19 protein-coding genes are annotated in these 22,349 nt (G+C 66.6%); 9 read left to right on the forward strand and 10 right to left on the reverse strand.

From position 1 onward, the window contains the following. Positions 1–86: 86 nt before the first annotated feature. Complete coding sequence (locus L5014_RS01505) at positions 87–1,160, forward strand: lactonase family protein (protein WP_238461812.1); 1,074 nt, start codon at positions 87–89, stop codon at positions 1,158–1,160. Positions 1,161–1,203: 43 nt separating this feature from the next. On the opposite strand, the gene L5014_RS01510 is transcribed toward L5014_RS01505, so the two are convergent. Further along, a complete protein-coding gene (locus L5014_RS01510; protein ID WP_238461813.1) occupies positions 1,204–1,356 on the reverse strand; it encodes a hypothetical protein in 153 nt (50 codons plus the stop codon). A gap of 124 nt (positions 1,357–1,480) precedes the next feature. On the opposite strand from L5014_RS01510, the gene denD reads away from it, so the two are divergent. The 8 genes from denD (at position 1,481) to L5014_RS01550 (ending at position 12,269) form a co-directional block, all read left to right on the forward strand. After that, the gene (gene denD / locus L5014_RS01515) at positions 1,481–2,482 is read left to right on the forward strand and encodes a D-erythronate dehydrogenase (protein ID WP_238461814.1); all 1,002 of its coding nucleotides are present in this window, start codon (positions 1,481–1,483) and stop codon (positions 2,480–2,482) included. 235 nt (positions 2,483–2,717) lie between these two features. After that, positions 2,718–3,722, forward strand: coding sequence for an AraC family transcriptional regulator (locus L5014_RS01520; RefSeq protein WP_238461815.1), 1,005 nt, complete (start codon positions 2,718–2,720; stop codon positions 3,720–3,722). Positions 3,723–3,971: 249 nt separating this feature from the next. Next, complete coding sequence (locus tag L5014_RS01525; RefSeq protein ID WP_238461816.1) at positions 3,972–5,762, forward strand: acyl-CoA dehydrogenase; 1,791 nt, start codon at positions 3,972–3,974, stop codon at positions 5,760–5,762. Between the two features lie 46 nt (positions 5,763–5,808). Continuing rightward, a complete protein-coding gene (locus L5014_RS01530; RefSeq protein ID WP_238461817.1) occupies positions 5,809–7,482 on the forward strand; it encodes an electron transfer flavoprotein-ubiquinone oxidoreductase in 1,674 nt (557 codons plus the stop codon). A 46-nt stretch (positions 7,483–7,528) separates the two neighbouring features. After that, entirely contained in the window at positions 7,529–8,716 is a 1,188-nt protein-coding gene (gene bktB, locus L5014_RS01535; protein WP_238461818.1) for a beta-ketothiolase BktB, read from the forward strand. A gap of 204 nt (positions 8,717–8,920) precedes the next feature. Beyond that, entirely contained in the window at positions 8,921–10,570 is a 1,650-nt protein-coding gene (locus tag L5014_RS01540) for a fatty acid--CoA ligase (protein ID WP_238461819.1), read from the forward strand. A gap of 178 nt (positions 10,571–10,748) precedes the next feature. Next, positions 10,749–11,093 (forward strand): hypothetical protein, encoded by a 345-nt coding sequence (locus tag L5014_RS01545; RefSeq protein WP_338019256.1) that lies wholly within the window; start codon positions 10,749–10,751, stop codon positions 11,091–11,093. A gap of 135 nt (positions 11,094–11,228) precedes the next feature. Further along, a complete protein-coding gene (locus L5014_RS01550; RefSeq protein ID WP_238461821.1) occupies positions 11,229–12,269 on the forward strand; it encodes a DNA-binding protein in 1,041 nt (346 codons plus the stop codon). A gap of 105 nt (positions 12,270–12,374) precedes the next feature. Here L5014_RS01550 and L5014_RS01555 read toward each other — a convergent pair whose 3' ends face one another. The 9 genes from L5014_RS01555 to L5014_RS01595 form a co-directional block, all read right to left on the reverse strand. Further along, complete coding sequence (locus L5014_RS01555) at positions 12,375–13,511, reverse strand: hypothetical protein (RefSeq protein ID WP_238461822.1); 1,137 nt, start codon at positions 13,509–13,511, stop codon at positions 12,375–12,377. 9 nt (positions 13,512–13,520) lie between these two features. After that, a complete protein-coding gene (locus L5014_RS01560) occupies positions 13,521–15,887 on the reverse strand; it encodes a hypothetical protein (protein WP_238461823.1) in 2,367 nt (788 codons plus the stop codon). 30 nt (positions 15,888–15,917) lie between these two features. Then, positions 15,918–17,366: a baseplate J/gp47 family protein gene (locus tag L5014_RS01565; RefSeq protein ID WP_238461824.1), complete on the reverse strand. Its 1,449-nt coding sequence runs from the start codon at positions 17,364–17,366 to the stop codon at positions 15,918–15,920. Then, positions 17,359–17,853, reverse strand: a complete 495-nt coding sequence (locus L5014_RS01570) for a GPW/gp25 family protein (protein ID WP_238461825.1) — start codon at positions 17,851–17,853, stop codon at positions 17,359–17,361. Before L5014_RS01570 ends, L5014_RS01565 begins: the two co-directional genes overlap by 8 nt. Positions 17,854–17,922: 69 nt before the next feature. Next, positions 17,923–18,282 carry a superantigen-like protein SSL4 gene (locus tag L5014_RS01575; RefSeq protein WP_238461826.1) on the reverse strand — a complete coding sequence of 120 codons (360 nt, stop codon included), beginning with the start codon at positions 18,280–18,282 and terminating at the stop codon, positions 17,923–17,925. Positions 18,283–18,293: 11 nt separating this feature from the next. After that, complete coding sequence (locus L5014_RS01580) at positions 18,294–20,450, reverse strand: hypothetical protein (RefSeq protein WP_238461827.1); 2,157 nt, start codon at positions 20,448–20,450, stop codon at positions 18,294–18,296. Beyond that, positions 20,447–21,106, reverse strand: a complete 660-nt coding sequence (locus tag L5014_RS01585; RefSeq protein ID WP_238461828.1) for a hypothetical protein — start codon at positions 21,104–21,106, stop codon at positions 20,447–20,449. Before L5014_RS01585 ends, L5014_RS01580 begins: the two co-directional genes overlap by 4 nt. 2 nt (positions 21,107–21,108) lie before the next feature. Beyond that, positions 21,109–21,603 carry a hypothetical protein gene (locus tag L5014_RS01590; RefSeq protein ID WP_238461829.1) on the reverse strand — a complete coding sequence of 165 codons (495 nt, stop codon included), beginning with the start codon at positions 21,601–21,603 and terminating at the stop codon, positions 21,109–21,111. Beyond that, entirely contained in the window at positions 21,604–22,338 is a 735-nt protein-coding gene (locus L5014_RS01595) for a hypothetical protein (protein ID WP_238461830.1), read from the reverse strand. Positions 22,339–22,349: the final 11 nt, after the last annotated feature.

Below are 22,349 nucleotides of genomic sequence, written 5' to 3' on the forward strand. Positions count from 1 at the left end.
AAACGTGGAATTGCTGCGGCGCGGTGGTTATCAAATTGTTTGACAAATTTAGGGCGCGGCCGAGGCAACAGGAGACGAAGGACAACATGGGCAGCAACGGTGAGCAACGCAGTGAACAGCGCAGTGAACAGCGCTTTGCGGGCACGACGTATGTGTACGTGTCGAATGCGGATAGCGGGGACATCTCGGTGTTCCGCATGAACGATATGAACGACGAGGATGGCGGGCTCGTCGCCGTACAGACGGTGCTGGTGGGCGGCACGATCATGCCGATGACGCTCTCGCCCGATCGGCGCCGGCTCTACGCGGCGTTGCGCTCGCAACCGTATTGCGTGGTGAGTTTCGCGCTCGATCCGCTCGACGGACGCCTCACCGAGCTTGGGCGCGCGCCGCTTGCCGGGAGCATGGCGTATCTCGCCACCGATGCGGCAGGCCGCTATCTGCTGGGCGCGTCGTATGGCGGCAACCTGCTCGCGGTGAACCGCATCGGCAGCGACGGGGTGGCCGGCGACGTGCAGCAGATCGTCGGCACGGGGCCGCACGCGCATGCGGTCCGCACCTCGGCCGACAATCGCTTTGCGTTCGCGGCGGTGCTGGGCGCGAATCAATTATTGCGGCTGGATTTCGATGCATCGGCGGGGCGGCTCGCCGAAGATGCCACGCCTGCCTGGACGCTGCCGGCCGGCTCGGGCCCGCGCCATTTCGTGTTTTCCGCCGACGAGCGCTTCGTCTATCTGCTCGACGAACTGGACGGCATGCTGCACGCGCTGGCGTTCGACCGCACGCACGGCACGCTCGATGCCGTTCAGTCCGTTTCGACGCTGCCGCCCGACTTTCAGGGCGAGCAGCCTTGGGGCGCCGATCTGCATCTCACGCCGGACGGGCGCTTCCTCTATGCGTCCGAGCGCACCTCCAGCACGCTCGCGGCGTTTCGTGTGGATGCGGCCACGGGCAAGCTCGCGCGCATCGGCACGTATGGCACGCAAAAGCAGCCACGCGGCTTCAGGATCGATCCAACCGGGCGCTTTCTGTTCGCGGTGGGGCAGTTGTCGCCGCTCATGAGTGTCTACCGCATCGACGCCGAAACCGGCGCGCTGCGCGAATGCGGCCAATATCCCGTTGGCAAGGGCGCGAACTGGGTGGAAGTGGTGCGCGTCTGAATGTCGAGCCGTGGATGAATCGGGCGGGCGTTAGCGCAGCGAGTCAGTGAGCCAGTGAGCCAGTGAGCCAGTGAGCGATGCGCTCGCCGTCGAGGCGCGAGCCTTCGGCGCTCGTGCTGATGCGGGCACGCGCTTCGGTGCGCGCGAAGCCTCCATGGTGCAGACACGTGATCGTGCGGCACAGTTTTCTCGTCACTTCTTTTATCATGGGGTCGCTCGCAGTTCGCGGTTATCGAGTTATCGAGTGTTTCGCCACGGCTGCGCGCGTTGCGGGGAATATCCCTTGTGAGTTCCATCATGCATGAACGGAGCGTTCGAACATGAAAGTGTTGATCACCGGCGGTGCGGGGTTTCTGGGCCAGCGTCTCGCACGCGAACTGCTCGCGCGCGGCGCGTTGCACCTGGCGCCGCATGGCGCAAGTGCGGAGCCCGAGCCGATCACCGAGCTCGTGCTGCTCGACGTGACGCGGGCGAGCGGACCGGACGATGTGCGCGTGCGCATCGAAGTCGGCGACATCGCGCAGCGCGACGTGCTGGAGCGCGCGATCGATGCGCAGACGGCCGTGGTCTTTCATCTGGCCGCGATCGTCAGCGCTCAGGCGGAGGCCGATTTCGATCTCGGCATGCGCATCAATCTCGACGCCACGCGCATCTTGCTCGATGTGTGCCGCGCGCGCGGACACAAGCCGCGCGTGGTGTTCACGAGTTCCGTGGCCGTGTATGGCGGCGAGCTGCCCGAAGAGGTGCAGGAAGATACCGCGTTGAATCCGCAGTCGTCGTATGGCACGCAGAAGGCGATGGTCGAGTTGCTGCTGTGCGACTACTCGCGACGCGGCTTCATCGATGGCCGCGCGCTGCGCCTGCCCACCGTCAGCGTGCGGCCCGGCAAGCCCAATGCGGCAGCGTCGTCGTTTGCGAGCGCCATCGTGCGCGAGCCGCTGAACGGCGAGACCACCGCGTGCCCCGTGAGCGGCGCGACGCGCGTGTGGCTGCTCTCGCCGCGCAAGGCGGTCCAGTGTCTCGTGGCGGGCAGCGAAATCGACGCGGCCGCGCTGGGCGAGCGGCGTACCGTGAATCTGCCGGGCGTCAGCGCAAGCGTCGACGAGATGGTGGAGACGCTGAGCAAAGTGGGCGGCGAGGCGGCGGTGGCGCGCATCGAATGGGTGCCGGACGAGCGCGTGGAGAAGATCGTCGAGAGCTGGCCGGCAAGCTGGGACACGGCGCGCGCGCGAGCGCTCGGCTTCGCGGGCGACGGCTCGTTTCGCGCCATCGTACAGGCCTATATGGAAGACGAGTTGCATGTGCCGCACAAGCGGCATTGAGCGTGGGTAGCGGCGGCGGGGCACGCAACCCAGGCACGGCGGGGCGCATGGGGCATCGTGCCGGGGGGCGCTGGCCTGGGCGGGGTTCGGACGTATCATGCTGCCTTGCGCTGCGGCGCACCCCGCCGTTCACCGCGCAAGTCGTCCCGCAGTTCGCCCTGTATGACGATTCTGCTCTGGCTACACGGCCGCTTATTCGGGCCTTATTCAGGCATTACCCAAGTACTAACCAGGCATGCAACTCACGGGCTCGACGGTTCCCATCTCTCTGGTACGCGGCTTTCTTGCCGCTGCCCACGCGCGTCCGGAAGTCGTTGGCCGCTATCTGGAGCAGGCGGGCATTCCCGAGGAACTGCTCGACGAACTTGGCGCGCGCGTGACGGAGGAGCAGTTCTCCACGCTCTACCGTTTGCTCGCGATCGAACTCGACGACGAGATGCCCGGCATCTTCAGCCGCCCGTTTCGCAGCGGCACGCTGAAATTCCTTAGCCTGAGCCTGCTGGATGCGCGCAATCTCGAGACGGCGCTGCATCGCTTCGGGCAGTTCTTTCATATCGTGCTCGACGACTTCCGGCTCGAATCGCGCCGCAGCGAACTCGTGGCCCAGGTCGAATTGCGCCCGCATGCCGCGTTCGGGTCCATCGGTCCGCTCGGTCAGGAGCTGATGCTCAAGCTCGCGCACGGCGTTTCCTCGTGGTTGATCGGCCAGAAAATTCCGCTACTGGAAGTCGAGCTGGCCTGCGAGCGGCAGCCTCACGCGCTCGATCACCGCTACTTCTTCTCCTGCCCGGTGCGTTTTGGCTGCGAGACCGCCTTGTTCCGTTTCAGCGCCGCCTACCTCGACATGCCGATCCGGCAAAGCAAGCGCAACCTGAGGCAGTTTCTCGCGCGCTCGCCCGGGGAGTGGATCTTCGAATCGTTCAGCGAGCAGCTCGTGAGCCATCAGGTGCGCCAGTATCTGGCCAGCACGCTGCCCGATTTGCCGACCATCGAGGCGGCGTCCGCGCATTTGCATTGTTCGGTGCGCACGCTGTGCCGGCGGCTTGCGTCCGAAGACACCTCGTTTCAGGTGCTCAAGGACGACCTGCGCCGCGACGTGGCGATCCAGCGCCTCACCGATACGCAGGACACCATCGCCGCCATTGGCGCCGATATCGGTTTCGACGACCCCAGCGCGTTTCATCGCGCCTTCCGCCACTGGACCGGCAGCACGCCCGGCACTTATCGCGGGCGTCCCTGAGCGGCGCGTAGCAGCGCCCCCTGCCCTCAGGGGGCGCGCGCCGAAGGCACCAGGTTCAACCCTGGGAGACGCTCCTTTACGCCGAGATTCGACACAGCGTGGCCAGATTTGTCACTAGATGGGCCAGTTTGGACAGTTTCGCAGCCGGTTTTTACGGCTACGATCAACCCCACATCGCCTCTGGCGCACCGGTTTCACAAATCGGCTCGCGCTGCGGCTCCCGAGATCCACGCGTGAAAAAGGTTCGCCATGAGCTTTACTGCCCCCGTCAAAGACATGCTGTTCGTGCTCAAGGAGCTGGCCGGCATCGACGAAGTTGCCGCATTGCCCGGCTTCGAGGATGCCGGCTTCGAGACCGCCCAGGCGGTGCTGGAAGAAGCCGCGAAGCTGTGCGGGGAAGTGCTCGCGCCGCTGAATGTCGAGGGCGACCGCGCGCCGAGTAGCTGGCGTGACGGCGAAGTCACGGCAACGCCGGGCTTCAAGGCCGCGTTCGACCAGTTCGCCGAAGGCGGCTGGCAAGGTTTGCAACATCCCGCCGAGTTCGGCGGTCAGGAACTGCCGAAGCTGATCGGCACGCCCTGCAACGAGATGGTCAACGCCGCGAATCTTTCGTTCGCGCTGTGCCCGCTCTTGACCGATGGCGCGATCGAGGCACTGCTGACCGCGGGCACCGAAGAGCAAAAGGCCCGCTACGTGCCGAAGCTCATCTCGGGCGAGTGGACCGGCACGATGAACCTGACCGAGCCGCAGGCCGGCTCCGATCTCGCGCTGGTGCGCTCGCGCGCCGAGCCGCAAGCGGACGGTTCGTACCGCGTCTTCGGCACCAAGATCTTTATCACGTGGGGCGAGCATGACATGGCGAAGAACATCGTCCATCTCGTGCTGGCGCGCGTGCCGAACGCACCCGAAGGCGTGAAGGGCATTTCGCTTTTCATCGTGCCGAAGTTCCTCGTCAACGAGGACGGCAGCCTCGGCGCGCGCAACGACGTGCATTGCGTGTCGATCGAGCACAAGCTCGGCATCAAGGCGAGCCCGACGGCCGTGCTGCAATACGGCGATAACGGCGGCGCGATCGGCTATCTCGTGGGCGAAGAGAACCGCGGCCTCGAATACATGTTCGTGATGATGAACGCGGCGCGCTTCGGCGTGGGTACGCAGGGCGTGGCGATTGCCGAGCGCGCGTACCAGCAGGCGGCGGCGTTCGCGAAGGAGCGCGTGCAGAGCCGTCCCGTGGATGGCTCGGCGAAGCAGCCGGTCACCATCGTGCATCACCCCGACGTGCGCCGCATGCTCGCCACCATGCGCTCGATGACCGAAGGCGCGCGTGCGCTCGCCTATGTGGCGGCGAGCCACTGCGATATCGCGCATCGTCATCCGGACGAAGGCGTGCGCGCACAGCATCAGGCGATCTACGAGTTCCTCGTGCCGATCGTAAAGGGCTGGAGCACCGAGATGGCCAACGAGGTCACGAGCCTCGGCGTGCAGGTGCACGGCGGCATGGGCTTTATCGAGGAAACGGGCGCGGCACAGCACTATCGCGACGCACGCATTCTCGCGATCTATGAAGGCACGACGGCGATCCAGGCGAACGACCTGATTGGCCGCAAGACGGCGCGCGACGGCGGCGCGATAGCGAAGGCGCTGCTCGACGAAGTGGCGAAGACGGCCGAGTCGCTCGCAGAGGTCGGCGGCGCGGCGGCGGCTTCGATGCGCTTGCAGCTCGAGCAAGGCGCGCAGGCACTTTCGCGCGTCGTCGATTTCATGATCGAGAACGTCAAGCGCGATCCGAACGGCACCTTCATGGGTAGCGTTCCTTATCTGAAACTCGCGGGCATCGTGCTGTGCGGCTGGCAACTCGGGCGTGCGTTGCTCGTGGCGCAGCGCAAGCTCGCCGACGATCCGTCGTTCTACGGCGCGAAGATCGCGATGGCGCAGTTCTATGCCGAACACGTGCTCTCGCAGGCCAACGGCCTCGCGACGGCAGCGCTGGGCGCGCGGGGCGCGGAAGGCGTACTGGCACTCACGGAAGATCAGTTCTGATACCGGCTGACGCCGGCCCGATGCGGGCAGAAAAGGGAAACGCAGCATGAATACGAACGATTTGATCGCACAATACGGCCCACGCGAGTCGATGGAATACGACGTGGTGATCGTGGGCGGCGGCCCTGCGGGCCTCGCTGCGGCGATCCGCCTGAAGCAGCTGGCGCAGGAAAAAGGCGTCGAGATCGGCGTGTGCGTGCTGGAGAAAGGCTCGGAAATCGGGGCGCATATTCTCTCGGGCGCGGTCATGGATCCGCGCGCCATCGGCGAACTGATTCCCGACTGGAAGGAGCAAGGCGCGCCGCTGAACGTGCCCGTTACCGAAGATCAATTTCTTTTCCTTTCGGAAACCGGCGCGAAGACGGTGCCCAACTGGGCGCTGCCGGATAACTTCAAGAACCACGGCAACTATGTGATCAGCCTCGCGAACGTCACGCGCTGGCTGGGTCAGCAGGCCGAGGCGCTGGGCGTGGAAATCTTCCCGGGCTTTCCGGCCGCTGAAGTGCTTTATAACGACGATGGCTCGGTCAAGGGCGTGGCTACGGGCAACATGGGCGTCGGCAAGGATGGCGAGCCGACCGAGAATTTCCAGCTCGGCATGGAGTTGCACGCCAAATACACGCTGTTCTGCGAAGGCTGCCGCGGGCATCTGGGCCGGCAACTGAACGAGAAGTTCAAGCTCGGCAAGGACGCGGACCCGCAGGTGTACGGCATCGGCATCAAGGAGCTGTGGGAGATCGATCCGGCGAAGCATAAGCCGGGCCTCGTGATTCACACGGCGGGCTGGCCGCTCGAAAAGGACACTTATGGCGGCTCGTTCCTCTACCACATCGACAACAACCAGGTGATGGTGGGCTTTGTCGTTGGTCTCGCGTACACGAATCCGTATCTTTCGCCGTTCGAGGAATTCCAGCGCTACAAGACGCATCCGGCGATCCGCAAATATCTGGAAGGCGGCAAGCGCGTTTCCTATGGCGCGCGTGCGATGACGGCAGGCGGACTGATGTCGCTGCCGAAGCTGGTGTTCCCAGGTGGCGCTTTGGTGGGCGACGATGCGGGCTTCCTGAACGCCGCGCGCATCAAGGGTAGTCACGCGGCGATCAAGACCGGCATGCTCGCGGCGGACGCGGCGTTCGAAGCGGTGCAGGCAGGCCGTCAAAGCGATGAACTCACGACGTACCCGGAAGCGTTCAAGAACTCGTGGCTGCACGAAGAACTCTACAAGGCGCGCAACTTCAAGCAGTGGATGAGCAAAGGCCTGTATCTGGGCACGCTGATGGTGGGTGTCGAGCAGAAGCTGCTGGGCGGCAACGTGCCGTGGACGCTGCATCACCAACATCGCGATCACGAGATGCTCAAGCCTGCATCGCAGTGCAAGCCCATCGACTATCCGAAGCCCGATGGCAAGCTCACGTTCGACCGTCTCTCTTCCGTGTTCATTTCTAATACGAATCACGAAGAGAACCAGCCCGCGCATTTGACGCTGAAGGACATCAGCGTGCCGGTCGGCATCAACCTCAAAACTTATGCGGGTCCTGAGGCGCGCTTCTGTCCGGCAGGCGTTTACGAGTTTGTCAAAGCCGATTCGGACGAAGATCGCTTGCAGATCAACGCGCAGAATTGCGTACACTGCAAGACGTGCGACATCAAGGACCCGACGCAGAACATCGTGTGGGTCACGCCCGAAGGCGGCGGCGGCCCCAACTATCCGAACATGTAATGCCCATCACGCGTTTCGCGTGAGAGCCATTGAAGGAGACAGGCAAATGAGCAAGGAAGTCGTGGTGGTAGGCGGTGTGCGAACCGCAATCGGCAAATTCGGCGGCAGCCTGAAAGACATCGCGCCCACCGAGCTGGGCGCAATCGTGCTGCGCGAGCTGCTCGCGCGCACCGAGGTCAAGCCCGAGGACGTGGGCCATGTCGTGTTCGGCAATGTGATTACCACCGAGCCGAAGGATCTCTATCTCTCGCGTGTCGCGGCCATCAACGCGGGCATTCCCGATTCGACGCCCGCATTCAACGTCAATCGCCTTTGCGGCTCGGGCCTGCAGGCCATCGTCTCGGCCGCGCAGACCATTTTGCTGGGCGACGCCGATGTCGCGATCGGCGCGGGTGCGGAGAACATGAGCCGCGCGCCGTATATCGCCCCCGATATGCGCTTTGGCGCGCGCATGGGCGACTCGCGCTTCGTCGACATGATGCTCGGCGCGCTCAACGACCCCTTCAATACGGTGCACATGGGCGTGACCGCTGAAAACGTCGCGCGCAAGTTCGACATTTCGCGCGAGCGTCAGGATGCGCTTGCACTCGAGTCGCATCAGCGCGCCGCGCGCGCCATTGCCGAGGGCCGGTTCAAGAGCCAGATCGTGCCGGTCACGCAAAAGGTGAGGGGCCGCGAAGTCGTGTTCGACACCGACGAGCATCTGCGCACCGACGCAACGATCGAAGACTTCTCGAAGCTCAAGCCCGTCTTCGCGAAAGAGAACGGCACGGTGACGGCCGGCAATGCCTCGGGCATCAACGACGCGGCCTCGGCCGTGCTGCTGATGTCGCGCGAAGCTGCCGAGCAGCGTGGCATCAAGCCGATGGCGCGGCTCGTTGCCTATGGGCACGCAGGCGTCGATCCGCTGCACATGGGCATCGGCCCGGTGCCGGCTACGCGCCTCGCGTTGCAGCGCGCAGGCCTGCGCGTCGAAGACCTCGACGTGATCGAATCGAACGAAGCCTTCGCGGCCCAGGCGTGCGCGGTCACGCAGGAACTCGGCCTCGATCCGGCCAAGGTGAACCCGAACGGCTCGGGCATCTCGCTCGGCCACCCGATTGGCGCGACCGGTGCGCTCATCACCGTGAAGGCACTGTACGAACTGCGGCGCACGGGCGGCCGTTATGCGCTGGTGACGATGTGCATCGGCGGCGGCCAGGGTATTGCGGCGATCTTCGAGAACCTGGCTTAAGGTTCGAATTAAGGTTCGAATAAGGTTCGATTGAGACTCGATCAGGGCTTGATCGAGTCTCGCTGCGGATTCGCTCAGGATTCGCTCAGGATTCGAACAGGGCCCGAAAAAAACGCGTCAATCATGCTGGCGCGCCTCGTTTCCGAACGGGGCGTGCCCTGCAATTGCGCCTTGTAATTGATACACCGAATATTAGAGACCGCCATGTACGACCCGGCTAGCGAAGCAATGTCATCGGCTTATGCCTATCCCCTCTTGATCAAGCGCCTGCTGCATACGCCGATGGCGCACGCGCCCAATCAGGAGATTGTCTACCGGGGCAAGGTTCGCATGACCTACACCCAGCTCCAGGAGCGTATTGCGCGTCTCGCGAATGGCCTGCAACGGCTCGGCGTGGAGCACGGCACCACGGTGGCGGTGATGGACTGGGACAGCCATCGCTATCTGGAATGCTATTTCGCAGTGCCGATGATGGGCGCCGTGCTGCAGACGGTGAATATCCGTCTCTCGCAGGCGGAGATCGCTTACACGATCAATCATGCCGGTGCGCAAGTGCTGCTCGTCAACGCGGAGTTTCTGCCTGTGCTGGCGGCGATTCGCGACAAGCTCGAACACGTGCGCACCGTCGTGCTCATCGACGACGAAGGCAACGCGGCGGCGACCTCCGACATGACATTCGCCGACGAGTACGAGCACCTGCTCGCGACCAGCGACACGCATTTCGATTTCCCCGATTTCGACGAGAACACGCGCGCCACGACGTTCTACACGACGGGCACCACCGGGCTGCCGAAAGGCGTGTATTTTTCGCATCGGCAACTGGTGCTGCACACCATCACGGGCATGGCGGCGCTCGGGAGCCCCGAGTCCGGCCAGCGCTTCCATCGCGGCGACGTCTATATGCCGCTCACGCCGATGTTCCATGTGCACGCGTGGGGCATGCCGTACATCGCGACCGTGATGGGCGTGAAGCAGGTGTATCCGGGACGCTATGTGCCGGACCGGGTCGTCGAGTTGATGCGCGACGAAGGCGTGACCTTCTCTCACTGCGTGGGCACGATCCTGCACATGCTGCTGAGCTGCCCGCAGGCGAAGAGCGCCGACTTCAGCAAGTGGAAGGTCGTGATCGGCGGCGGGGCGCTGCCGCATGGTCTCGCGCGCACCGCGCTGGAGCGCGGCATCGATGTTTTCACGGGCTACGGCATGTCCGAGACGTGTCCCTTGCTCACGCTTGCGCAGTTGAAGCCGACTGCGCAAGCACGCGATATCGACGAGGAGGTGAGTTTGCGGTGCCGCACGGGCCTGCCGGTGCCGCTCGTCGACTTGCGCATCGTCGACGATGAGATGCGGGATCTGCCGCACGACGGCATCGCGAGCGGCGAGGTGGTCGTGCGCGCGCCTTGGCTCACGCAGGGCTATTTGCATAATCCGGAAGCCTCCGGTCAGTTGTGGCAGGGCGGCTATCTCCACACGCAGGATGTGGCGCGCATCGGCGCGGATGGCTATTTGCAGATCACGGATCGCATCAAGGACGTGATCAAGTCGGGCGGCGAATGGGTCTCGTCGCTGGAGATCGAGAGCCTGATCTCGCAGCATCCCGCCGTGGCCGAAGTCGCCGTCATCGGCATCAAGAGCGAGAAGTGGGGCGAGCGGCCGGCGGCCGTGGTCGTGTTGCGCCCGGACCATGGCGCGCCTGTGAGCGCCGATGAAATCAAGCAGCACGTTCTGCGCTTCAGCGAGACCGGGCAGATCTCGAAGTACGCGGTGCCGGAGGTCGTCAAGTTCGTCGACGCGCTGGAGAAGACCAGCGTGGGCAAAATGAACAAGAAGTGGCTGCGCGAGAACTTCGAATGAGGTGATGACCTCGCCGGGCGTGGCTTCGTCCGGCGTGGCTTCGCCGGGCGCTGGAACTCGCACGCGAACACGACGCGCCTGGCTCGCAAAAGCTGATTCCCAAACTCAGCCGGTGGTAACCGACGCCGATCTCGGGACGAATACAATCGTCGCTCGCAACGAGATCACCTGGCGCTTCATGACACCGATTAAATTCATTCTCCGTTACACCGCCATTCCGTTCACAGCAATTGTGGCAGTCGTCATCTGGACTGCGGTGCCCTCCTCGAAGGAAATCGATGCAAGGCAGTATGCGGCGTTGTCGCGCGCATACGCGAGCTTTCCATCGGCATTCCGGCATGAAATCTCGGATGCGATGGAGCACGGCCATATCAGCGACTGGCAGTATCAAACGCTGGTGCGCGATTCGCTCTCCAATGGCGTCGCGCTGGACTGGCCGGCATCAGGCGTGAGCGACGTTTCGGTCGAGCGGCAGAAGCTGGCGGCACTGATTCAGGCAGATACCGATCCAGCAAAGCCGTGAAAGCGAAAGCGTTGCACCGATCGTCGCAATAAATCGCGACATTATAAAAGTAATGTCTAAATCTGAATTCATGAGAGTAGAAAATCAACGTTTTACGTTGTATTATTGATCAATCTGATCCTGCCCTCTCATGCCATGTCCGACATTCCTCTCGACGAAGTTCGCCTTACCGCCGAAATCGAGCGGCTCAAGAGCGCATTCCCCAAGACGCGCGAGCTTTATCGGGAGGTGTGCGCGCTGTTGTTCTTCCGCTTCGGCGTGACGCCCACGGCCAACCGGCTCTATCAACTGGTGCGGCGGGGCAGCATGGGCACGCCCACAGCGGTGCTCTCCGAATTCTGGGCGGAATTGCGCGAGAAAAGCCGCGTGCGCATCGAGCATGCAGATCTGCCCGAAGAATTGCAGGGCGCGGCGGGCGAACTCGTGGCCGCACTCTGGACGCGCGCCACGGCCGCCGCGCAGGCCTCGCTCGAGGCGTTGCGCGTCGAGGTCGAACAGGCGCGGCAGGAGGCGCAGGCGGCCGTCACCGGCATGGAAGGCGATCTCGCACGCACCGAGACGGCGCTCGAACAACGCACGACCGCATTGCTCGCGGCGCAGGTGCGCATTCAGGAACTGGAGCAGGCGCAGGCCGCTGCCGCGGCCACGCGCAGCGCGCTGGAGGGCGAGGTCGCGCGGCTGCAACAGGATGGCCGCGAGCGCGACCATGCCCTCGCGCAGGCACGCACGGACTTCGCCGCCGAGCTAGACAAGCTTCGTGCAGGAACGGAGCTCGCGGAAACCCGCTTGCAGGCGGCGGAAAAGCGCGCATTGCTCGAAATCGAACGCGAGCGCACGGCCAACACACGCTTGCAGCGCGATCTTGAGGCGGCTACCAAACGCGCCGCGCACGCCGAGGAAAGTGCGCGGGCGGAGATCCAATCGTTGCAGACGCAACTTGGCGATTTGCGGCACCAGGCCGGCATGCAGGAAGGGCGCCTGGAGACGCTGCGCGCGGCGCACGCGGTGCAGGCGCAGGAGCTCGATGCGTTGCGCAAGCACGCGGGCGCGGACGGCAGTACGGGCGACGAGGGCGGCGCTGCGCCGGTGCGGCGTATGCAGCGGCGCACGGGGCGTTCCGCCGACACCCCGGCGAAGCCGCTGCGTCCCGCGCGCAAGACGGTCGCGAGAAAGTAACGCGGAAAGAGCGGCGGAAAGAGCGCGGAAAGTAACGCGCACGGCTGGCCACGTATGGCCGGCACGCTCGGCGCACCGTGGCTCCAGACAGTTGCGCCGCGCCCCCTAGAGATGCGTCAACGTCTTGGCCAGCGCCGAGGTCGCGGCCACGTCGCCCAAATTCATCGCAACGCCCCCTGTCGAGAGGGCCTTGTTGATGTCGGTGGAGTTGGCGGCCGCGAGTTGCCCGACCGTGGTGATGCCGCTCTTGCTCAGCGCGGCGGCGGCACTCGATGACAAGCCGGGCAGGCTGGCGATGGCCGCGCCCGACGCCGCGCCGGGCGCACCCTGGACGCCCAGCGCCGCGTGGACCACCTCGCTCCCGCCCGCCGAGCGAATCGCGCCGGCCTGGCGCTCCGCGAGGTCGGAGACGAGCGCGTCCGGAGTCCCATACGAGGCCGCATCCGGAAGAATGCTGACCGCGTCGGCGACGCTCATGCCGTTGTCGAGCGTCTGTGTGCCGTAGTTCTTGATCAGGTCGGCCTTGGTGAGCGTCTTGCCGCCGAACTGCTGGAGGAATTGCGGGTTCGACGTCATGAACTTCGCCAGGCTCGCGGTGCCCGATACGCGCGGATCGCTGGCCGGGTTCGACGGCGTCGGCGTCACGTTGGGCAGCATGATCGTCCCCTGGCTGGTCTGCCAGACCGCGACGTCCTTGTCGAAATACTTCGTCGAGCCAATGAAGTGGGCGTTCGTGGCGTCGAAGGGCGGAATGAAGGACACCGGGGGGAAGCTCGGCGGCTCGTAGGTCCTGTGCCCTTGCGCCAGATTGAACAGGTCGGCGTTGATCAGATTGATCTGGGTCCGCAGTTCGTCGAGCAGGCTGCGAATCTCGGCGCGCATGTGCGCGAGGCACGCGAACACCTGGCCGAGGTCCGTGCGCACTGCGGCGAAGTCCTGCTCGATCTTGTGCAGGCGCGAGTTGAACCCTTCCTCGCCCGCCGATTGCTGGGCCTGCACCACGCTCTCGCCATCCACCCAGTCCGTGTGGTGGAAGCTCGGCGTGAAGGTTTCAGCGCAGTCCGGCTCGGTGGCCGGGAAGTCGGTCTGATAGTTGAAGACCCGCTGCTGGCGCGCGCCCTGCTGGATCAGCCAGTTGCCGAGGATGATCGACGCTTCCGAATCGCCGACCCCCGTGTCCCGAATGGACTTCATCACATCGGAGATCGCCATTCCATCGAGTTGCAGTGTATCGACAGCCATTTCGGTCTCCTATGCGCCGGCGTCGGCGGCGGGCAGTGGCGGAACGACGAGACCGCGGTGGCGGTCTTGCCGGAATGGACGGAAGGTGCGCGCGGCGCCCGGCGGGAGCGGATCGGCGTGGCCGTCGCCGTTCAGGTCGACACCGCTCTGGCGCAGCGCGAAGGTGTTGACCAGCACGCCGATCGGCAAGATTTCCCCGAGCGTGTTCATCAGGTACTCGTACTGGGGGATCGTGAGCAGCGTGCCGTCCGGCAAGTCGGCCCGGAATTCGTAGGGATCGTTCAGGCCCGGCCGGCGCGCGTAGCCGAGCACGACGACCGCCGTGAGCCCGGCCGACGCGGACGTAAAGACGGTCCGGCTGCCGATCGGCTTGATCTCGCCGCCGCTGCCCGCGAGCGCGACGGTGTACCAGCGGAAGCCGACCGAGCGGCGATCGGACAGATTCACGCCCGCGCCGGGCAGGCCGATCGCGCCGATCGTCAGGATCACGCGGTGGTCGGTAGTGGTGAGCGGCAGCGCCGACGCAAGCCCGTTCGCCGCGAAGAGACCGACGAGCCGCTTCAGGTCGTCGGCCGCCGACGGCGTGCCGGCCAGCACCGCCGCGGCCAGCGCAGCGGGCAGTGCGATTGCAGTGACCAGCTCCGCTGGCAGCGCCTCCAGTTGCGCAGCGATGGGCGCCGGCGCGGTGAGATCGGCGAGGCCTGCGGCCCGGAACACGGCGAGCGGCGGGTCGGCCGCCGCGTGAGGCGCGGCGGCGTTCCATGCGGTGGTGGCGTCGGCGGCCGAAAGCGCGGTCCACGCGGCGCCGCCGGACGCGGTCCACTGAGCGAGCGTGGCCGCCAGCCCGTCGTGGATCACGACGTTCGCCGCTGGGTCGCCCGGCGCCTGGTAAGCCGCCTGCAGATTGGCCGCCGCGTTTACAGCGGCATTGACCGGTCCGGCGATCACGAGCCCGAACGCGGGCAGATGCGAAACGTAGAGCGTCGCGGCATCGACCGTATAGACGGTTTGCAGGCCGCACGCATTCAGGAACCACGCGCCGGTGGGATCGGTCGCCGAGGACACCGGCGCCATTGCGCTCACGAGCGCCGCCAGTTCCGGGTCGGCGATGGCAGGCGGGTGGGCGACGGCCGCCGCGAGTGCGTCGAGGTCCGCCGCGGCCGGTGGTTTGAGGTCGACGCCGAGCCCCAACTCGTAGCGGCTGCCCGCGCCGCCGTCCTGCGCGCGCGTGACGCTCCAGTGCGCGGCCTGGCCGAGCGCACGCCGGCAGCGGCCGACGCGCTCCAGCGCGGACGCGAGCAGCGGCGCCAGCGCGGCCTGGGCCGGAAAATCGAAGCTCTGGCGCAGACTCGCGCGCAACGTTTCCATGCTGGCGCGGCGCTCGGCGGACAGCGCCCGTGCCAGGTGGATGCCGTTCGCCGTCGCCTCGTCCTGCGGCCAGATCAGATGGACCGCGCGAATGTGGCCGAGAAAGTGGGTGCGCACGGCGTCGCTGCCGGCGCTGATCAGATGGACCGCGACCGCGAACGGATTGACCTGTTCGACGATCCGCAGGCGCGCCTGCACGCCCAGGCCGGCGAGGAGCCCGGCATTGGGCGCGTTGCTGGCGCCGGGGCCGTTGAGCGCGTCGTCGAGCCGCGCCCGCGTCGCGCGCAGGAACGGCCGGAAGAGGGCGAGCCGGCGACGGTAGCTGTCGTCGGGTTCCGGAATCGGCGCGCCGCCCGCGTCGGTCCACGGCTGGAGGACGATGTGGCCGGCATCGGCATCGGCGGCGAGCCGGTCCGCGAGGCGCGGCACGCCCACTTCGGCGCCCACCCGGTCGAGCGCGTTGCCTGCCGCGCCGGCCAGTTGACGCATCGCGGCCAGCTCGCGCGCCTGACGCCGGATTGTGTGCTTCTCGGCAGCAAGCGCGTAGAGGAGGCGGCCGAAGATCCCCTCGATCAGTTGAAGCTGGATAAGGCCCGCGATGCGGTTGGCCGCGATGGCGCTCGCCGTGCCGTCGGCGGCGACGGAGGCCAGCGTCAGCGCGAGCGTGAACGGCGCGGCGGTGCGGACGTTCGGGTCGACCGTCGGCAGATGGAGCGGCAGATACGCGCCCGCTTCGCTCCAGGGGGCGAACACGACGGTCCCGAAGCTGGCCGGCGCGTTACCCGGAAGCAGCACGGCGGTGACTTGCAGACCGGTTGCGCCGAGTGCGGCGGCCGGCGCCACGACGAGCAGCGGGTCGCGGGTCGCCTCGGGCATGGCCGCCTGGCCTGTGGCGTCGCACGCGAGGTCTCGCGCCCGCGCGCCGCCCGCGAACGGCGCCGTGAGATTCGCGAACATATTGCCCTGCGACGAAGCCGCCCAGCGGTCGGGCTTCAGGATGTCAGGCATGGCGCCTCCTTGCAGCGTCGCGTGCGCGGCTCATATGATCGTCAGCGCCGTGGCGGTGTCCACGAAGTCGGCCACCTGGTTGATCGCCAGATCGATGTTCAGGCCGCAGCCTGGCCCGGCGGGGCCGTCCGTGGGCGGCTGATTGAAATCGATGCTGTCCATCGCCGGCGGATAGCGGAGCAGCTCGACATTCTGGACGTCGGTGATGCCCGGCTCGCTCATCATCGCCCAGATCACTTCCGAGACCCGCACCGGCTCGCCGAACGACAGGCTGTCGACGTAGCGGCGCAACCGTTCCATGAGCCGCGCCTTCAGCGCCTGGGCCGGCGCCGACGCGTTGACGGACGCCTTCGAGCCGAACGGCATGGGGATGCCGCGCACGACCAGGTCCGCGTTCACGCAAATGCCGATCTGCTCGGCCTGCTGCACCTGCGGAAAAATGCCGAGTGGACGCAGATCCTCGATGGCTGAGAGCACCGATGCTTCGAGCCCGTCCGGCCCGTCCCAGATCGCCGAATCCGTGGCCGAGACGAGCACGGTGAAATAGTAAGGATTCCCGAGATCTCGCTCGCTGCCGAACACGCGCTCGATGAAGTTGAAGTTGCCGAAGATCGACTGGTTGATGTCGAGTCCGCCCCATGCGTCGCGGATCAGCGCCTGGCGCACGCCCGGCACGAGCGACACGGCGATCTGGATCGCGTCGACGGTCCAGATCGAGCGCGGCGCGCGCAGCAGCATCGAGCGGTAGCGCGCGTCGGGCCACTGCAGCTCGCCGCCGGTCAGCTTTGCGCTGTGCGTGATGGTGATCAGCGTCTTGTTCGCGGCCTCTTCGGCCGCGCGCAGGTCGGCGAGCTTCGTATCGTAGGGGTTCCAGCGGTCGATCTGCTCGGGATGGCTGCCGTCCGCGGCCGTGACGGCCGGATCGAGATTGTGCGAGGGCCCCGGGTAGAACGCGACGACGGCGATGTCGGCCTGCGGGCTCGCGGCGGTGATCGTCGCCGATTCGTCGGTCGCGACGTGATGCCCGCCCGGCGTGAGCAGCCGCGCGCCCCGGGGAATCGTGATCTGCGCGACGCCGGCCGGCAGCGTGCCCGTGAGCTTCAGCGTGATCTTGCCCGTCGCCTCCAGGTCGGGGCGCGGCAGGCCGAGCTCCGCGCCGAGGCTGCTCAGCGCCTGGCCTTGCGCCGACACCACGAACATGTTGTCGTAGATCGCGCCGAGCGCCGTCCAGGTGCGGGCGTCCTCGAGCGCCGCGACCTCGAAGAGCTTGCGCACGACGGAGCCCGAGGTCAGGTCGAGGTCGGAGCCGAACAGCGCGCGGCCGAGCGCAAGTTTTTCGGCGAGCAGTCGCGCGAACGGCTTCGCATAGAACCCTTGCGGCGTGACGCCGAACGGGGCCGCACTGGTCGTCCGGATCACGGACGCATCCACCGCCAGCACGTCGGCGGTGTCGATACTGGTCGGATTCTGGTCAGCCATTCGTGGTCACCTGGCCCGCGCCCAGCGCGATTTGATCGATGTTGATGGAGTACGCGTCGCCCGAGAGCGTCTCGAACGCGACGCGCACGTCGAGAATGCGGCTGCCGGCCGTCACGGGGTCGAGGCGGCCGTCTTCCAGCTTGACGTCGACGATGCGCCGGATGCGCGGGTCGGCGCGCAGCACCTTGATGATCGCGATGCGAATGCGCTCGCGCATCAGGACCGGGTTGGTCTCCTCGGCGATGGCGTTGATGCCGTCGAAGCCGTAGACGACGTTGAACAGGTCGCTGCCGAGCGCCGTCGTCAGCGCGATGGACAGCGACTGGCCGAGGTTGTCGAGCAGTTCGACGCGCGCGAGATCGAGCAGGCCGTTCGTCGTGACGAAGCGGATATCGCGGCCGATATCGGCGTCCGCCTCGGCGGGGTCGCACGCGACGCCCCAGCCCAGCACCCTGCGCCGCAGCGGGTCTTTCTGTTGGTCGATCATCGATCCTCCCTTGGGATGCCCTCGCGTGTGCCGTTGCGTTGTCCTGGCGCTGTTCTGGTTCGCGCTGCCCTAGCTCGCGGTGAGTTTCGTTTGCCCGGCGATGCCCGCGAGCAGCGTTTGCGGGGTCACCTTGCCCACCATGCCATCGGTGGTGCCCGCCAGCGTGTCGAGCATGACCGGCTGGCCGCCGGCCTGGAGTTTGGCCGCGGGGCCGCCCGTGACCGACGCGACCGTCGTGCACGGCTTCGCGGTCGGGCCCGATGAATCCGAAGCCGGCGGCGTCGAGCAGCCCGCGACCGACTGGCTTGCGATGCCGCTTTGAAGCAAGACGGCGGCGCCGTTCACCTGCAGCTTCGTGGCGCTCGAAGTCGATACGTTTCCCGCGTGGCCGCACGTCACGTTGCTCGCGGTGGTCAGCACGCCTGGCATGGCGGTGCTCCTCAATGAACGTTCATGTTGGACTGCACCTGGACGTCGACGCTGTCCGCCTTCATCGTGATGGTCCCGGTCCCGGCGTCGAGCGTGATGTTCTTCGCGGTGATGGTCACGCTGCCGTCCTGCTTCATGACGATCGACGATTGCCCGCTGGCGTGTTCGATCGTCACCGATCCCTGGTCCGCAGGCCGCGCGGGCCGCTCGCCCGCATTCTTGAGATGGTCGCTGCCGACGCGCAGCGTGAGCTCGCCAACCTCGATGACGCGGTTGCCGTCGGCGTCGATCAGGTCGTTCGTGGCTTTGCCGGCGTACTCGGCGGGCGTCGCCGTATCGGCCACCTGGCTGCGGCTGGCCGGGTCGACAGCGGCGGGCAGGATCAGCCAGTAGTCGCCGGCCTGCGACGTCGGCCCATGCCCCGAGGTCCACAATGCGCCGACTTCCACCGGGTCCTCGGCGCGGCCGTTGCGATGGGCGAGCACCACGCGCATGCCGGGGTAGCGCGGCAGCACGAGCCCGCACTTGCCCCACGCGAACGGCGACGCGTAGCTCACGCCTTCGAGCGGCGCGGGGCTGTCGCGCCGGATATCGAGGCGCCGGGCCTGGTTCGCGCGCCCGTCCGGCTCGACCAGCCCGCGAAAGACGCGCTCCGTCTGGCCCGGCGGCTCGGTCGTGCCGTCGCCGGACGGATGAAAGCCGCGCACCTCGCCGATGTCGACGCTGCGTGGTGTTTCCGCGCCTTCGCGCACCGCCTGGCGGATTGCCGAGACCGCCGACGCGGCGCCGTCCGAGCGGGTGCCCGTGGTGCCGGTCGCGCGGCCCGGCGCATGCGCGCCCGTGCCGGAGGCCGTATCCCAGGGCCGCGACAGGTCCGCGATCTCGACGCCCGTCACGGTCGTCACGAACCCGGTCGCGCGGCCGAGCGCGTGCGTCACCGAGGTCACGTAAAGATTGACCGGATGCGTGATCGTGTCGGCGCCCATGCCCGGAAGAATCGAGCCGGCGAATGCGCCGCCGAGCAGCGAATCCAGAAAGCCCGGCTGCGTCGCCATTTCCTCGGCGGGGCTGTCGAAGCTCGCCATGTCGCCGGGCTTGAGGTCGGGCCGGCCCTTGAGCGTGAGCTTGAACTGGCGGCGTGTTGCGGCTGATGTTACGGCTGATGTCGCGGCTGATGTCGTTGCCTGGGTTGCGGCGGACGTCGCGGCCGATCCCGCTGCCGGCGTTGCCGAATCGGGCGACGCGTCCGGATCGGCCGACACGCGATCGAGCGTCTCGACGCGGAGCAGTCCGCTGCCGAGCGTCAGCGGCTTCGAATCGCCGGTGAGCGGAAATTGACGGACTCCGAAATAAAGCGAGCCGTCGCGGATCAACATCAGCCCGCGCCCGTACTTGCCGCTCGCGTGCTCCATCCGGGTTGCGAGGCCCGCGAGCGCGGCGGCATAGGGGGTGCCCGAATCGATCGACACCTGTTCGTCGCCGGGACTGGCGGCGGGACTCGCGCTGGAACTCGCGCCCGAGCTGCCGCTCGGGTTGCTGCTGGGGTTGCCACCGGGGTTGCCGCTGCTCGTCGGCATCGAGCCGTCCGCGCCGAAGCCCTGCAACTTGATGTCAATGCCCGTGCGCTGCCCGATCGTCGTGACCGCTTCGCTGAGTTTGGTCGCGCTCACCGGCTGCGCGACCCGCATCGTCGAGAGGTTTTGATAGACGCGCTCCTTGCACTCGATGGTCGCCTCGTAGCGGCGCACGCCCACCGCGCGCGTCACCTTGACGATGCGCAGCACCGCGACCAGCGACGATGCCATCGACGCCGGATCGAAGCGCCCGAGGGTGTCGGTCAAGCCGCCGAGGTTGGCGAGATAGCCGAGCGGGCTCGCGTTCGCGTCGACCCAGTACAGATAGAGCTGCACGACAGTCGGCTGCGATGCCGCGCCGCTCTGGGCGATCTGCGCATAATGCGCGTCGGTCATGCCCTCGATCGTGATCGAGCAGGAACCGGGTTCGAGCCCGGCCGGCAGCGTTGCGTTCAGCCGCGCCTCGTAGTCGGCGGAGCAGACAGTCAGCAGCGCGGGCTGGATCGTTCCGGCTGTCTCCGTGTGGAAAGTGAGCGCCCAGCCGGACGCGTTGCCGATCATCACCTGGTTCGGGGACAGCGTCGGGAGGCTCATCGCAGAATCCTCGGGATCGTGATGCGCAGCCGGTCGTAGATTGTCTGCGCGACGCTCAGTTCGACCACCGAGCGCATCGTGATATGCGGCGGCAGACGCAGGCGCAGGAACGGATTGAGCGGCACCGGCCCGAAGGTCTGCACGCCCGTATCGTTGCGGCGCCACGCGAGCGTGAGCGTCGAGCCGTAGTCGCCCGGGCCGATCATGGAGCCCGCGCGCAGATCCCATGACACCACCGACACTTCGAGACGGCCCGCCGCGTCGCCGCCGTCCGCGGGCACGCTGAACGTGAGTCCGGCCGTGAGCGGGACCGACGCGACATTCGTGCCATTGCGCTGGATCAGCAGCCGCGCCGTCGAGCGCTCCACGTTGCCGACCGGCGCGCTTGCCGCAGGATTCGTTGCCGGGTTTGCCGCCGGATCGCACGCGTCCGTCTGCACGGTGCTGGCCGACACCACGGCGGCCGGGTCCGCCTGTTGCCACTCGCCGGCGAGACCGGTGGGCACCGCGAGCACCGCGCTGAAGTCGGCGTCGAGCGTGATGGGCTGCGGAATGCCGGTCATGATCTTTTGCGCGATCGTCGCGAAGCCGTCGGGGGCGGCGGGCGGGTCTGCGGGCGTCAGGTAGCGGTCGACGGGGATGGGGGGCGCGGGCATCGTCAGTTCCCTCCTGCGTCCATCAGCGCGCCCACGCCCACGCTCGCGAGATCGAGCAGCTTGCCTAGCGCGCCGGGCAGCGGCATGTAGGCGAGCTGGATCGTCACGTCGAGCGCTTCGCGTTTGGTCGTGCTGGCCGTGAAGGTCAGCGACTGGATCTGCATGTCGGTGCGGATCGTCATCGCGGTGATCAGGATCAGGCCCGACACCTTGCCGCCGGTGAACGAGCCGAGCGCGGTGCCGCGCTTGCTCGATTCGGCCAGCGTTTCGAGTGCGAGCTTCCACGCGAAACGCTCCATGCCCACCAGCACGCCGGTCAGATCGATCGTGTCGTCGTGCACGCCCACGATCGCCTTCGCACCGGTCGAGCCGATGGGCGGCAGGTGGTAGGTCTCCGTGAGCTTCATCGTCGTGACGGCCCAGATCGGAATCGGCAGGATGCCGTCCGAGATGATTGCCGACGGGATGTTCGCGTAGTTCTGGTAGCTGGAGGCCATCTATATCCTCCCGGTTGCTTCTTGCAGTAACGCGGCGATTGCTTCGTGCACGGCCGCAGGGGTGCCTTCTTCGGTCTCCACCGACCACGACACTTGCGCCGGGTCGAAACCGAGGGCGCTCGCGCAGTGCGCGAACGCGCCGATCACGCTGCGCCGGTTGCGCTCCACGATGTCTGCGGGCTGTTGCCCGAATGGCCGGCCTTCGTCGTCGAAGCGCGGGAGCTGGCCGCTGAGCGGGTAGCCGAGCATCGGGAAGCGCAGACGGATCTCGCGCCAGTTGGGCTGCCAATGGAAGCTGACGTAGGCAAGCGTGAGAAGAATCGGCGGCTGGCCGGCCGTGTCGGCGGCGGTGACCCGGCCGTACCAGGCCGGCTCGGCGCACAGGTCCGGCTCGACAAAGCGCAGACCGCCGATCAACTGCACCGCATAGCGATCTCCGGCGGGAAGGTGATCGAAAACGTCCGGCTTTATTGCAGCGTGTCCGTCGAGTTTCGTGACGGGCCACTGCGCGACCGTCTCGCCGGGCCAGGGGGCAGCGTCGCGATCTGGCGAGGCGGAGGGCGGCCAGCAGAACGGCTCCCCAGAGACGGCCGCGCGGCACTCCATCGGCAGAAAGACTTCCGGCGACCAGCGCTCCACCAGGCGGCGCAGGATCACGGTCGGGTTGCCGGCCGGATCGCCTGTCGGTGGAAGCGCCAATATCAGATCTATTGCGTGCATCGTCTCGTCCCGCAAGGTCTCGTCGG

This window comes from Paraburkholderia tagetis (assembly GCF_022213065.1).
Classification (GTDB): Bacteria; Pseudomonadota; Gammaproteobacteria; order Burkholderiales; family Burkholderiaceae; genus Paraburkholderia; species Paraburkholderia tagetis.